Source organism: Pseudomonas brenneri, assembly GCF_007858285.1.
GTDB classification, from domain to species: Bacteria; Pseudomonadota; Gammaproteobacteria; order Pseudomonadales; family Pseudomonadaceae; genus Aquipseudomonas; species Aquipseudomonas brenneri.
Genome location: NZ_VFIL01000001.1, coordinates 511,743 through 524,708, shown reverse-complemented (window position 1 = coordinate 524,708; position 12,966 = coordinate 511,743). Strand labels below are relative to the sequence as shown.

Below are 12,966 nucleotides of genomic sequence, written 5' to 3'. Positions count from 1 at the left end.
AAGGGTTCGATCGACAATGGTAGCAAGCTAATTAACTGTTTGGTACATTTTGTGTCGCTGTCGATTCCTTCAAGCCTGGACACTCTCAATGTGGGGTTTGCCCGCGATGACGTCCGGTAGATCTCTGCGAGGTGTCAGATAGCCAGTGTCATCGTTTAACGACCATCGCGGGCAAGCCCGCTCCTACATTTGATACGTGTTGCCTTAAGGCTCCTGCACGGGGCCGCACCTGAATAACACGCTCTGGCTGGCGCGCAGTTGCTCGACACAATTGAACGGCTGCAAGCCCTGGATACCTCGCTTGAGGTCACGTACCCGACGCGCGATGTAAAAGGTGCGGTCAACGGGCAAGGTAGCCAAATCCTCGACCCGGCGTGCCTGGCCCTGGGTATAGAACTCCCCCGAGTAGGAGCGCCGGCCCCAGTAAAAGAGGGTTCCGGGACGGTCTGCCTGCAACTGCTGCCAGGCCCTGGCGAGATCACGTTGGTTATTCGGCCGGTCAAAGGCGCGGCCGTCGATGGCAGCGATAAGCAGCCATACCGGCAGCAGCAGCGCGAGGATCAACCCAATGATGGTTTTGCCGGTTTGCCAGGGTACTGCCTTGAGCGCGCCAGCCAGCAGCAGGCTCCAGGCTGGCAGCGATGGCAGCAGGTAAGTCCACAGGATATTGCCGGAGAACGTGAAAAACACCGGCGTAGCCAGGGCCCACAGGGCGATAAACCCGTAGTAGCGACCCGACAGGGCCGAGCGGCGCAGGGCGAAGTACAACGCTGGCAACAGCAGCGTCCAGGGGAAAAGCGCGAGCATCAGGTCCATCCAGATGGCGCCCGTGGGCCGGGCATGGGCGCTGCCGTACAAGTCTCCGGCCCATTTGCTGACCACATAACGCTTCCAGTGCTCGCCGATCAGGAAGTAATCGAGAAACCCCGGCGTGCGCTGTTCAGCAATCACGTACCAAGGCACGGCAATCACCAGCATCAACGCAAGGCCCAGCAGCCAGGGCAAGTGCAAAAAGGCACGCCATTGTCGGTAGTAAAGCGTCCAGATCACAGCTGGAGCCCCCACCAGCACCAGCACCAACGGCCCCTTTGCCAGCAACCCGAGGCCCAGGCCGGCAAATCCTGCCAGAGCCCAACGGCGGTCGCCGCGTGTCATGCCGCACCAGAAGCCATAGCTGGCCAGCAGTACCGAGAAACTCAATGCCGGGTCGGTCAATACCACACCTGCCGACAACAGGCCGAGGGTTGAGCTGGAAAAGATAATCGCCGCCCATACCGCCGTTTTTTCATCGGCCTGCTCACGGGCAAACCGGATGATGATCAGGCAACTGGCGACATGCAGCAGCCATGCCGGAAAGCGAATGGCGAATTCATTGATACCCAGCAACTTCATGCCCAGCGCCTGGGTCCAGAACGACAGCGGCGGCTTGCCCCAAAAAGGTACGTCAAGCTCGAACAGCGGGGTTACCCAGTTGCCGAGCACCAGCATCTTGCGCGCCATTTCGGCGTAGCGGGCTTCGGAGGTGTCCATCAACGGGTACAGCCCCAGGCTTGCCAGGCGCAGGGCCAAAATAGCGATCAATACCAGCCATAGCGTACGGGTCGTTATCATCATCAGTGGTTTTCTTGTTCGCGAGGGTGTATCGGGCAGGGGTGCTCTGGCCGTTCAGGGGCTTCGCCGAGCAGGTTGTCGAGTAGATAGATGGGACGCTGCCTGACTTCGCTCAACGTTGCCCCGAGGTATTCGCCGATCATTGCTATGCCCACGGTAATGAACGCAGCAATGCCCATGATCACGTGATGGGCATTGACGGTGTTGACGCTCATCTGCTGGATGATGAACACCGTGGTGGCGATGAAAATCATCAGGCTGAGCAGGCTGAACCAGCGCAACGGCTTGCGCGACAGCGCCAATACGCCTTCGATACCGAGGTCGATCAGCGCCAGCGGCCCCCATTTGCTGAGGCCGGCGCTGCGCGGCTCACGGTCATAGGGCAACTCGATGGTATTGAACCCCAGCCAACTGATCAGGCCCTTCATGAAACGCGTCCGTTCCGGCATGCCGCGCAGCGCTGCCAGGGGCGCCGGGCCAATCAGGCGGAAGTCGCTGACGTCTGCGGGAACATCAAACTTGTCGGCCAAAAAGTTCATCAGTTTGTAGTAGAGGTGGGCACTGATACGTTTGCTTGAGGTATCAGACAGACGACTGCGCCGCTGCATATTGACGATATCGCTACCGGTCAGCCAATGATGAACCATGAGTGGAATAAGTTCGGGCGGGTCTTGCAAGTCGGCATCAATAAATAACAACGCATCCCCGACCGCATAATCAATGCCGGCGACCATGGCGGCTTCCTTGCCGAAGTTACGGCTCAGGTTCAAACAGCGAACGCCAGGCGCCTGGCAATAACCATCCAGTAGCGCCAGTGTTTCATCGCGGCTGCCGTCGTTGACATATACGACTTCGTAGCGAATGCTGAGCGTCTTAAGTACAGCCATTAGCCGCTTATGAAAAAAAGGCAGTACCTTGGCTTCGTTATAACAACAGACAATCACACTGAGCATCGGACGAGGGGAGCGCTCAGCTCTTGATCGATTCATGGCGAAAGCTCCAGTACTGGTTGATTTGGTAAGTGATCAACGTCAGGGCGCAGGTGGTGATCACCTGCATCAGCCATAGGCGCTGGGGCCAGTGCTCCAGCAGGAACGCCATCAGGGCCAGGTTTGTACCGTTGTAGACCAAGGCCGTGATGCTGAAGCGCAGCCATTGATAAGTGTCGGGTGGACGAGCCTTTGTAAACGTCCAGCGTTTGTTGCCCTGATAACTAACAACAGTCCCGACTATTGCTCCCAGTAACGTCGCAATGAGTGCGGGCAGAGCTAGAGACAATAACAAAAGTGTTATGTAATGAGCGCCAGTGGCAAATATCCCAACGATCAGATAGTAAGGCAAGGTTGTAGGGGGTGGCGATATCATTGAGAGAACTGCATGTGTTCAAGAGGCTGTATGGTGTTGACTTTAACTACTCGTGGAAGCCGGCGTGTGAAAAAAATGTTTAAGGGGGGGTGATATTACTAAAGTGTAATTTTGGTGTTGGGTGAATGTTAGAGTTGGCGAGTTTTAACCGATAAAACACACTGCCACATTAGTCATCGACTCCAGTTGCCTGGAGAAAGGGTCAACCGCTCCCTTTCTACCAGACTGTCTTAGCAGGTTGATGATCAGACGGACAGATGCCCATTGGCACTGGTGACCATCGATAACGCACTCATGGATTGCCTTATCCGCTGATGGCGGAACCTAAAACAGATAAGGCAGGGTAGGGGGTGTCCTATGGGACAGAGTCAAGCCTAATGTCATGAAGGGTGCGTCGCCGATTTGAAGATACCTGCATCCACGAGCATCTCCACCAACGCCTCGGGCCATACCGTTTCCTCAGTCGATCTCAGCTCCTGGGCGGACCACCAGTGATGATCGGCCATGACCTCGGCCTCCTCTACGGTCCAGTCGGCACGGGAAAGCACCTGGTTTGGCGCATGTACAACAAAGTACTGCTCCAGCGCGAGCACCGTCTCGCCACTGGGCAGGAGCATTGAAAACTGCCGCTCGGCCACAGGCCCTTTAACGGTGTCGACTTGAATACCGGTCTCCTCACGCAGTTCACGGATTGCCGCAGCCTGGAAGGTTTCTGCGTGTTCAAGACCGCCGCCAGGGGTGGCCCAGTAGTTTCTGCCGGCCAGGGCCCCATCCTTGTGAACGAACCTGAAAAGGAGGACCTCTTGAGAGGGGCTTATCACGAGTAATCGTGCGGCTTTTCGCTCGCGCATTTGGGGTATCTCTTCTGGATAGGGCTGCGTTGGTGTCGGGGAGGTTAGCAAGTTGGCCGCTTGGGTTGCGAGCGCTTCGCACGCGAACGCCGCAGTTGTTACGCAAGCCCGTTTCAAGATAGGAGCGACCTGAAGCAGCGAAAACCTGCAAGTAGGCTTAAATCAGGGGTAGCGAACGCGTCGATGGGGTTCCACACGGCAGCCATCAACACCTTGCTTCAGTCCATAACCGCCGAGGGCTTGGGGATGTCGATAAAACTCCGTCTGTTGTTGCTGATCGGCACCAGTGTGCTCACGGTACTGGTCATCAGCCTGGTGAACTACCTGGGGAATGCGCGGATGGAGGCGGCGATGATTGACAGCGAGGTCAGCATGACCGCACTGAGCAATCATCTGGAAGCCGACATGATGCACGACGCGCTGCGTGCCGATGTGCTGTCGGCGATGCTGGTGGGGCTGGGCAAAAGTGTCAGCAGCCGCGATGAAGTGCTGGAGGCTATTACCGAGCATGCAGCGCATTTTCGCAAGGCGCTGGGCGACAACCTTGCGCTGCCCCTCAACCCCGCCCTCAAGACCGCACTGAGTGATATCAAGCCCAGCCTCGACAACTACATCACCTCGGGTGAGCGGATTGTCGGTGTGGCGCTGAACGATCCCGTCGAGGCCCAACAAGAGCTGGGCACCTTCAGCGAGGCGTTCATCCAGCTGGAAGGCCAGATGGCCAGCCTGAGCGAACTGATCGAAAACAACTCCAAGGCCAGTGGCGAGCAAACCCGTCAAACCGTGCGCAGCGCCAATTTCACCCTCGGCGTGGTGCTGGTGTTGTGCCTGTTGCTGCTGGTCGTGCAAGGTTATTGGGTTACCCGCAGCATCATGCGGCCGTTGCAGCTTGCGCGGCAGATTGCCGAGAGCATCGCCCACGGCAACCTCAGCGAGCCGATCCCCGAACCTGCCAGCCACGACGAGGCCAGCATGCTGATTCGCAGCCTGGCCGTCATGCAACATGACCTGCGCGGCATGATTGAAGTGGTGCGCAACAATGCCCAGGGCGTCACCCGCATGAGCCAGCAGCTAAGCAGCGGTTGTCATGAAGTGGCCGCCAGCAGCCAGCAACAGAGCTCGGCGGCGGGCACCATGTCGGCCGCCACCAGCCAGATGACCGCCAGCATCGAAGAAATCACCCGGCATGCCCAGCACGCGCTGGAAATGGCCAACCAGGCGCAAACCCTGGCCAAGAACGGCGGGCAGGTTATCCATCAAGTCGTGAGCGACATGGACGATATCGCCCGTTCGGCGCAACAGTCGGCCCTGGTGATTCGTACCCTGGACAAGGAGTCCGAAGGGATCTACAGCATTATCCAAGTGATCAAGGGCATTGCCGACCAGACCAACCTACTGGCCCTCAACGCCGCCATTGAAGCCGCGCGTGCCGGTGAACAAGGCCGCGGCTTTGCTGTGGTGGCCGACGAAGTTCGCACTTTGGCAGCACGTACCAGTGCGTCCACTCAGGAAATCGCGAGCATGGTCGCCCGCATTCAGCAAAGCACCCGCGAGGCTGTGACCAGCATGGAAGCGGGTGTTGCCCAGGTGGATAAAGGCATGGCGGTGACAGCTGATGTGGAGCGGGCGATCCGTGAAATTCTGGAGGCGACGCTGAACACCACACAGCTGGTCAACGACATCACCCGCACGATTGGCGAGCAGAGCCTGGCCAGTAATGAAATTGCGCACCAGGTGGAGATGATTGCCGGGATGTCAGAGGGCAATACCCGCGTGATTGGCCAGACGGCGGGGACCACGGATGAGTTGTCGGCGTTGGCAGGGCAGTTGGCGCAGTCGGTAGGGCGGTTTCGGCTTTGATTGGCTGGGGTGCGAAATTGCATCTCACTTGACCACCTAATTGCATTGCCACTGACCAGTCGTTTGCATTCGCGCTGACCACCCCACCGATAGCCCGAGCACTTCACAACGTTCTATTGATGGTGAGCATCGAGCTGCACCCGCATAGAACGGCTTTCAAGCGCTCATTGACCTGGCTGCAACGGGTCAAGATCATGCAGCGCTTGCTTAAAGATGATTTCGAGATGGATGTGCAGTTCGCCATGGCCCCGCAGTTCGATCTGAATGATGAACTGGAGGTCCCAGAGGCGGTTGCCAAGAATTACTGGCGCGCAGCAGGACTACGCGAGTGGGGCTGGGAGCAGATCATGAATGGATGATGTGAAGCCTTCCCGCCGACAGAACTCATCCTCTAAGTCAGGTTCGTTATGTCTTTCAAGGTGCCGCGCAACTGAGAAATGAGCTCGACATAACGTTCACTGTCTTTATCGCTCTTTGTCGGAAGATTCCGAATGTTTTTGGGACGTTTCCTGCATTAATTCCTTTTCCGCTTTGTTAGCGTCCGTGCTTATTTATATTTTCGGGCCCGGTATGACGCCAACTGTCGCGTTTTTTTGGTTGCCCTGCCTGCGCACCAAAGCCTGCCCTACCTGGGCAAATAAGGAACAATGGATGTTCAACGCCTCCCCACGTCTGATGAGCAATATAGGCTCACGGCGCCAAATCCATCCGCATATATCACCGTCTCAAATCCAATTGCATATAGGCACTGAGCATCGCGGCTCAAATGGCTGGAGCAACCCCTGGGCGATAGTGATGAGCAAGGTATTACTCTGCGCTTCACTGACCTCGTCGCCACGGAGGTATGAATATGCTCAATGAACTGCGCACCTTCTTCGACCACAGCCGGCACACACTCAGTGTTCGCGAGGTCGACGCACGGCTTGACGTGCTGGCCTTCCAGGGCACAGAGGGCCTGAGTCAACCGTTCAACTACCGTGTGGAATTCACCTGCACCGACGGCGACATCGGTGCCGAAAAAATGCTCGGCCAGGGCGCCAGTTTCAGCCTGTATGGCGCCCCGCAAAACCTGCCTTTTTTGGGGGTGAGTGCGCCCAAGGTGAAGCCACTGCGTACGTTGCACGGTGTGGTCACCGGGTTTAAACGCCTGTCTGGCTCTGCTGATGAAGCCCGCTACGAAATCACCCTGGAACCGCACCTGGCCCTACTTGGCCAAGGCCGACAATTCCGTATCTACCAGCACCAGTCAGTGCCGCAGATCGTCGAAAGCATTCTGCGCAGCCGCCACAACTTTGAAGGCCAGGACTTTCTCTTCAACCTGGTGCGTGAATACCCCAAGCGTGAACAGGTCATGCAGTACGGCGAAAGCGACCTGATCTTCATCTCCCGCCTGCTGGCCGACGTTGGCATCTGGTACCGCTTCACCTGCGACGAACGCCTGAAGATTGACGTGGTGGAGTTTCACGATGACCAGCGCCACTACCAGTTCGACGTCGAGCTGGCGTACCGCCCGCAATCGGGGCTGAGCAGCAACGGACAAGACGGCGTGTGGGCCCTGCAATCGAGCCACCAGGTGGTGGAGCAGCACGTCCATATCCGTTCCTACCACCATCGCGTCGCTAATACCCACCTGAACGGTGACATCGACCAAAGCCGTGGCGCCAGTGGCACCTATGGCGAGGCTTATCACTACGCTGAACCCTACACCGTCATGGGTGACCGCTACGCCCATGACGAAGACCTGCAAAGCGAAAGCGGTTTTTTCTATGCACGCCTGCGTCACGAGCGTTACCTCAACGACCAGACTCACCTCAGTGGCATCAGCAGCAGCGCTACCCTGGCACCCGGCCAAGTCCTGAAAATCTCCGGCGGCGCCCCGCAAGCCTTTGGCCCCGGTGTGGTGATTACCCAACTGACCACCCGCGCTGCTCGCGATCGCAGTTTTGAAGTCAGCTTTGAGGACATCCCCTACTCGGAAACCGTGTGCTTTCGCCCAGAGCTGCAAAACAAACCGCAAGTTGCCGGTACCGTCCCGGCCCGCGTCACCAGTCCGCAAGAGAACGATCCTTACGGTCACATCGATATCGAAGGGCGTTACAAGGTCAACTTTCTGTTTGATCGCGACAGTTGGAAGCCCGGCGAAGAAAGTCTGTGGTTGCGCATGGCACGTCCCTATGCGGGTGACACTCACGGCCTGCACCTGCCGCTGATCCCCGGTACCGAAGTTGCTATCGCCTTCGAGCAAGGTGACCCCGACCGTCCCTACATCGCCCATGCTCTGCACGACAGCCAACACCCGGATCACGTGACCTTGCGCAACTACAAACGCAACGTGCTGCGCACCCCGGCCAACAACAAACTGCGCATGGACGACATGCGGGGGCAGGAGCACGTCAAACTCAGTACCGAGCACAGTGGTAAGAGCCAGCTCAACCTGGGACATATCGTCGATGACCAGCGCCAGCCACGAGGCCAGGGCGCGGAATTGCGCACCGATGGGCATGCCGCTATCCGTGCTGGCAGCGGCATCTTTATCAGTGCCGATGCACAGCCTAAAGCCCAGGGTCAGATGCTTGAAATGGCTGCTGCGTTGGGCCGGTTACAACAGGCCGGCGATCAGTTGGAAGGCTTATCGGTCGATGCCCAGGCCGCCAACGCGGATCCGGCGGACGTGCAGGCGCAGTTGAGCTTGCTCAAGCAAGACCTGGAGCAGCTTAAGTCGTCTGTCCTGCTGCTCAGCGCTCCCCAGGGTATCACCCTGACCAGCGGCCAGCATTTGCAGTTGGCGGCGCAGAACAACCTGATGATTAACGCTGGGGCCGAGGCGGATATCAGCGTGGTCAAGCGGCTGTTTATGGGAGTGGGCCAAGGGGTAAGCCTGTTTGTACGCAAGCTGGGCATCAAGTTGATCGCCAACCAAGGCCCGGTGAACATCCAAGCACAAAACGACACGCTGGAACTGATGGCCCGCCATGCTCTGGAGATCACCAGTACCGAAGATGAAATCCGCATCGTCGCCAAGAAGAAAATCACCCTCAATGCCGGTGGCAGCTACATCACCCTGGATCAGAACTGCATCGAGTCTGGTACCCAGGGGGACTACAACGTTAAGTCGGCGCATTTTGACTACAGCGGCCCGGCCAGCTTGACGGCCTCGCATCCAGAGTATCCACAGAGCCTGTCCAAACAAATGTTGCGGTTCAGCGTACCGCAAACCCCGAATGCCTCTAATCAAGGCTGGGCAGGCATGCCCTACACGCTCTACGCTGACGGGACAGTGCTCAAGCAGGGCGTGTTGGATAAGACCGGGCAAGTGTTGATCGACCACGAGGTTGTGACCAAGCAGTACCGAATGGAGTTGGCTAACGGTGTGAACTACCAGATCCCGGTACCCACCGACTACCGCAATGCCGAACAAGCACACCTGGCCAATGGGGGCTTGCACAATCATCTCTCACAAGCCGACACAGAGGTGAGCCAGCCCACATCCCACACGGATCACCGGGCTCTGTACGCCGCCGTGATGAGCCCAATCAGTGACCAGGAAGGGAAAACCTCATGACTGAACCCGACATCGTTACCCCTGTCGCCCTGCAACACACCCAGCAGGTGACCTGCACCTCGCCCTGGTACGTGCAGAACACCGAATACCCTCCAGCGATGGCTACCTATCAACCACTGATCAATGGCGAAGAAGCCTTCAGGGCCGTGCATTTGGCTATCGCGAAAGCCACTAAGACCGTGGACATCATCTGCTGGGGTTTTCAGCCGTCGATGTTCTTCATCCGTGACGGCCGTGCGCCGAGCATCGGTGAGTTGCTGATGATCAAAGCCCGGGAAGGGGTCGAGGTTCGGGTGCTGGGTTGGGAGGCGCCGTTTAATACTGCTGGGGCAGGGGGCGAAGCCAACCTGCCCGGCAAAGGCCCGTACCGTATCGCAGATAGGGCGCTGCAACCCTCCACCGATGACCAATATGCCGAGGATCGGCAATGGTTTTCCCGATGTGCGTTCGCCGATCACCTGGCACCTGCGATGCGAGTGGCTCGTAATGTGCCGGTATTTGTCGGTCGCGGTTTCAGCGTGTATGAACGAGCTGAAATTGCCTATCAGGCCAAATATAAAAGCCTCGACCCGCAGCTCAGTCCCTACACGTTGGGCGCGATGGCCATCGCCGCGACCCACCATCAGAAGACAGTCCTGGTCGACTATGAACAGACGGACAGCGCCGTCGGCTTTGTCATGGGCCATAACATGCTCGACGAGTACTGGGACACTGATAAGCACACGGCGCTGAACCGTTCCGAGGGTAGTAAGCCCGCACCCAATTGTGGCCCCCGAGGCGATACTCCACGCCAGGATATTTCCAGCCAGGTCAGCGGGCCCATTCTGGAGCACCTGCACCATAACTTCGCCACTGCCTGGCGTAAGGAAACCGGTGAGGATCTGCTTGCGTCGCGTCAGGCCATGCAGGTGGGGCCACAATTGCAATGCACCCCAGGCACCACCCGACAAATCGCGCAGATCGTCCGTACCCAACCGCAAGACAAAAACAGGCGCGACATCGAAAAGCTCTACCTGAAAGCCGTCAACAACGCGACCCAATTCATTTACATCGAGAACCAGTACTTTCGCTGGCCGCCATTGGCCGAGGCCATCAATAAAGCGGCGGCTGATCAGACCCGCGCAGGGCGGGATCCGGGCTTACATGGCAACTTGCATCTGTTTGTGATCACCAATGCCAGCCCAGATGGAGTAGGCCCAGGCTCCTTGAACACCCAGCGCATGCTCGAAAGTCTCGGACGCGGAGAGACCATTCCTGCAATCACTAAGTTACAGCGCATTGAACAGGTCAAAGCTCAAACAGAGGCACAGACACCGACCCTACCGGAACTCCTGGAGCAACAGGCCCTGCTCACGCTGACACGCCTGACTGATGCAATGGGCGGTGGGGACATGAGCGATAAAGCCCGTGAGGCCCAACGGGATGCCGCAAGAAACAATGAATTTCGACAGATCTGGCTCACAGAGCAGATCGCGGTGATTGAGAACAGCACGCTCGTTCCGTCCCCGCGACCGGGCCTGAAAATTCACGTGTGCTCGCTGGTCGCGCCCGATTCGCCAGCCGGAAAACCGTGGATGCCGGTGTACATCCATTCCAAGTTGATGATCGTCAATGACGTGTTTACCACCCACGGCTCGGCCAACATTAATACCCGCAGCATGCAGGTCGACAGTGAGCTGAACATTGCCCATGAGTGGATGAGTGTGACCCAGGCCATGCGGCGGCGGTTGTGGAATCTGCATACAGATGGGAGAGGGGCGCAGGATGATCCGGAGGAGGCGTTTAAGGCTTGGCAAGGACTCATCAATAACAACAAAGATCGCCAAAAACAGGAACTGACGCCAGATACTCCGCTCGTCGAGTTTTATTACGGCGAAAAGATCGTGAAGGACCTTGACTGATGCGTCGGCTTCTATTGCTGTCAAGCCTGCTGCTGGCCGCCTGCGATAACAAGCAGCGCACCTACTTACCCGACCCAGGACACTTCCGTGAACCCGCTGACCGAGATCAAAGCCAAGCTGGCCTTTACCTGTGTACACGAACAGATCCCAGCACCGTCCGCCGAAACCGATGTGCTATTTCAATACGCTCGCTGGTTACAGAAGAACAACCTGCTCAAGCAGGACAAGACGGTCGATCAGGAGATCGAACGACTGTACCGCATTGCGGCTGAGAATGGTCATTACAAGGCCAATATCAATCTGCAAAACGGCACCATGCGCGGCCACTTCATGCTCCGTGGCGCGGATCACCTACGGCTGAGCCAGCAACTGATCGATGCGAAGGTGGCGACGGGGTACTACTTTATTGGCCTCTTCCTGAAAAACGGCTCGGCTGGGCTGAAGCAGGACACAGCCATGTCGTTGCGTTACTTTCGCAAGGCGGCTGATCAGGGTAGCGCCCAAGCCCAGTACGAGGTTGGGGACATACTGGCGCCGATTGACATCGCACCGGACGTTGCCCGGCAGATGCGCCGCTGCGCAGCCGAACAAGGTCATGGCAAGGCCGCTGGCGATCTAGGCGTCAACCTTAAAAACAATAAGCAGCACCAGGAGGCACTTGAGGCATTTCAATGGGGAGTGATGGCGGGAGATGAAACCTCTGCCGGTTGGCTGGAAGAGGCCTTTCGCGGTCCTCCTTCCACCGATACGTTGTACTACCTTGGCCAACAGGAAGACCTTGAACGCGCAGAGCGCTATAAAACAATCTGGCGCGTGCTTGCGAGGTACTCCTACGCCGACCCAAAAGTCCCCGAGATTAACGAAATCCTCCCCTTGCCACCGGCCAAGCTACCGGCTTGGGACGGCAAACTGCAATGGCTGGAAGCGCGTCTGGCCAATGTCCCGCCGAAAAAGCCCAGCGAAGCGCTGATCCATCAGTTGGCCAAGGCCAAGCTCCTTGAGCCGGCGACCGGCAGAGCCACGCCCGACTCTCCCGCTTTTATCAGGGTCAGTTTCCCCGCGCCGACGTGCTCCAGCGGTCAGGCGTGTACGCAGACAGGCTACTGGCAGGCAGCTCGCCTGAGTAGTGATGCTTACTCAATGTTCAAAGATGGTGTCATCCGCCGTTTCGAGAAGAGCGAGATCATGCCCACCCTGAGGGTTCAGAGCAGCGAATCCCGCTTTTTGCTCCCCGACATAATCACGGTCAATGAGGAAAACATCGAATGGCGGCTGTTGGGGTAAGGCATGAAAGGCATCATTTGTATCGGCGACAAAACAACGGGCGGCGGCACTGTTCTATCGGGCTCCGTCGACATGATTTTCAGAGGTCTCGGTGCGGCTCGCCAGGGTGACTTGGTGGATTGCCCGGTTTCTGGCCATGGCCGAACGGTGATTGCAGAGGGGCATCCCGTTTTTCGCGACAATGGTGTTCCGGTTGCGTTTCACGGGCATCGCTGTGCTTGTGGTTGCGCCTTGATTTCGTCACTGCCAGAAGCAAGTGCAACCTAGTCAGGTTGGTTTGACTGGATCAACTTCCGTCCTTACACATCGAGAAGAAACTGAAGGTTTATTCAAGTGAAAATGAGAGCCGGCCTTATGTTCGGTTTTTGTTTTTAGAAGATAAAATCGTTGAAACGTAAAGTACGTCGAGTCACTCAACCACTGGTCAAGTCGAATGCAAATGGGTGGTCAAGTCCATGCAATTACGTAGCTGGGGTGTAAGGCGCTAAGAGGGGGCCGCGCAGTCGTTGCTTTCGACCGATTGCCGCCACCT

At 57.5% G+C, this 12,966-nt stretch carries 10 protein-coding genes and 1 pseudogene; 7 read left to right on the top strand and 4 right to left on the bottom strand.

Annotated features, from left to right (window positions below; all coding sequences use genetic code 11):
• Positions 1–204: 204 nt before the first annotated feature.
• From FJD34_RS02250 to FJD34_RS02235, 4 genes are all read right to left on the bottom strand, one after another.
• A complete protein-coding gene (locus tag FJD34_RS02250; protein WP_223232672.1) occupies positions 205–1,614 on the bottom strand; it encodes an ArnT family glycosyltransferase in 1,410 nt (469 codons plus the stop codon).
• Positions 1,614–2,564 (bottom strand): glycosyltransferase family 2 protein, encoded by a 951-nt coding sequence (locus FJD34_RS02245; protein ID WP_050593360.1) that lies wholly within the window; start codon positions 2,562–2,564, stop codon positions 1,614–1,616. The genes FJD34_RS02250 and FJD34_RS02245 overlap by 1 nt, the downstream gene beginning before the upstream one ends.
• Positions 2,565–2,580: 16 nt before the next feature.
• Positions 2,581–2,976: a GtrA family protein gene (locus FJD34_RS02240; protein ID WP_090291079.1), complete on the bottom strand. Its 396-nt coding sequence runs from the start codon at positions 2,974–2,976 to the stop codon at positions 2,581–2,583.
• A gap of 380 nt (positions 2,977–3,356) precedes the next feature.
• On the bottom strand, positions 3,357–3,827 hold the full coding sequence (locus tag FJD34_RS02235) for an NUDIX hydrolase (protein ID WP_032860477.1): 471 nt from the start codon (positions 3,825–3,827) through the stop codon (positions 3,357–3,359).
• 183 nt (positions 3,828–4,010) lie between these two features.
• Here FJD34_RS02235 and FJD34_RS28775 point away from each other — a divergent pair.
• The 7 genes and pseudogenes from FJD34_RS28775 to FJD34_RS02205 all read left to right on the top strand — a co-directional run.
• Positions 4,011–4,829, top strand: a pseudogene (locus tag FJD34_RS28775) (HAMP domain-containing protein); the annotation flags it as partial.
• Complete coding sequence (locus tag FJD34_RS28770; RefSeq protein ID WP_373290015.1) at positions 4,824–5,687, top strand: methyl-accepting chemotaxis protein; 864 nt, start codon at positions 4,824–4,826, stop codon at positions 5,685–5,687. The pseudogene FJD34_RS28775 and the gene FJD34_RS28770, both read left to right, overlap by 6 nt.
• A gap of 119 nt (positions 5,688–5,806) precedes the next feature.
• Positions 5,807–6,046 carry a hypothetical protein gene (locus FJD34_RS02225; protein WP_090291080.1) on the top strand — a complete coding sequence of 80 codons (240 nt, stop codon included), beginning with the start codon at positions 5,807–5,809 and terminating at the stop codon, positions 6,044–6,046.
• A 491-nt stretch (positions 6,047–6,537) separates the two neighbouring features.
• Entirely contained in the window at positions 6,538–9,249 is a 2,712-nt protein-coding gene (locus FJD34_RS02220; protein WP_090291081.1) for a type VI secretion system Vgr family protein, read from the top strand.
• Positions 9,246–11,150 carry a phospholipase D-like domain-containing protein gene (locus FJD34_RS02215; RefSeq protein WP_090291082.1) on the top strand — a complete coding sequence of 635 codons (1,905 nt, stop codon included), beginning with the start codon at positions 9,246–9,248 and terminating at the stop codon, positions 11,148–11,150. The genes FJD34_RS02220 and FJD34_RS02215 overlap by 4 nt, the downstream gene beginning before the upstream one ends.
• A gap of 87 nt (positions 11,151–11,237) precedes the next feature.
• Entirely contained in the window at positions 11,238–12,434 is a 1,197-nt protein-coding gene (locus FJD34_RS02210; RefSeq protein WP_197677883.1) for an SEL1-like repeat protein, read from the top strand.
• Between the two features lie 3 nt (positions 12,435–12,437).
• The gene (locus FJD34_RS02205) at positions 12,438–12,701 is read left to right on the top strand and encodes a PAAR domain-containing protein (protein WP_090291083.1); all 264 of its coding nucleotides are present in this window, start codon (positions 12,438–12,440) and stop codon (positions 12,699–12,701) included.
• Positions 12,702–12,966 lie beyond the last annotated feature (265 nt).

What these genes read in the sequence shown, in the direction of transcription:
- FJD34_RS02235 (WP_032860477.1), bottom strand. Translation starts at nt 3,827, where the DNA reads ATGCGCGAGCGAAAAGCCGCACGATTACTCGTGATAAGCCCCTCTCAA.
- FJD34_RS02245 (WP_050593360.1), bottom strand. Translation starts at nt 2,564, where the DNA reads ATGCTCAGTGTGATTGTCTGTTGTTATAACGAAGCCAAGGTACTGCCT.
- FJD34_RS02220 (WP_090291081.1), top strand. Translation starts at nt 6,538, where the DNA reads ATGCTCAATGAACTGCGCACCTTCTTCGACCACAGCCGGCACACACTC.
- FJD34_RS02205 (WP_090291083.1), top strand. Translation starts at nt 12,438, where the DNA reads ATGAAAGGCATCATTTGTATCGGCGACAAAACAACGGGCGGCGGCACT.
- FJD34_RS02225 (WP_090291080.1), top strand. Translation starts at nt 5,807, where the DNA reads ATGGTGAGCATCGAGCTGCACCCGCATAGAACGGCTTTCAAGCGCTCA.
- FJD34_RS02215 (WP_090291082.1), top strand. Translation starts at nt 9,246, where the DNA reads ATGACTGAACCCGACATCGTTACCCCTGTCGCCCTGCAACACACCCAG.
- FJD34_RS02250 (WP_223232672.1), bottom strand. Translation starts at nt 1,614, where the DNA reads ATGATGATAACGACCCGTACGCTATGGCTGGTATTGATCGCTATTTTG.
- FJD34_RS02240 (WP_090291079.1), bottom strand. Translation starts at nt 2,976, where the DNA reads ATGATATCGCCACCCCCTACAACCTTGCCTTACTATCTGATCGTTGGG.
- FJD34_RS28770 (WP_373290015.1), top strand. Translation starts at nt 4,824, where the DNA reads ATGCAACATGACCTGCGCGGCATGATTGAAGTGGTGCGCAACAATGCC.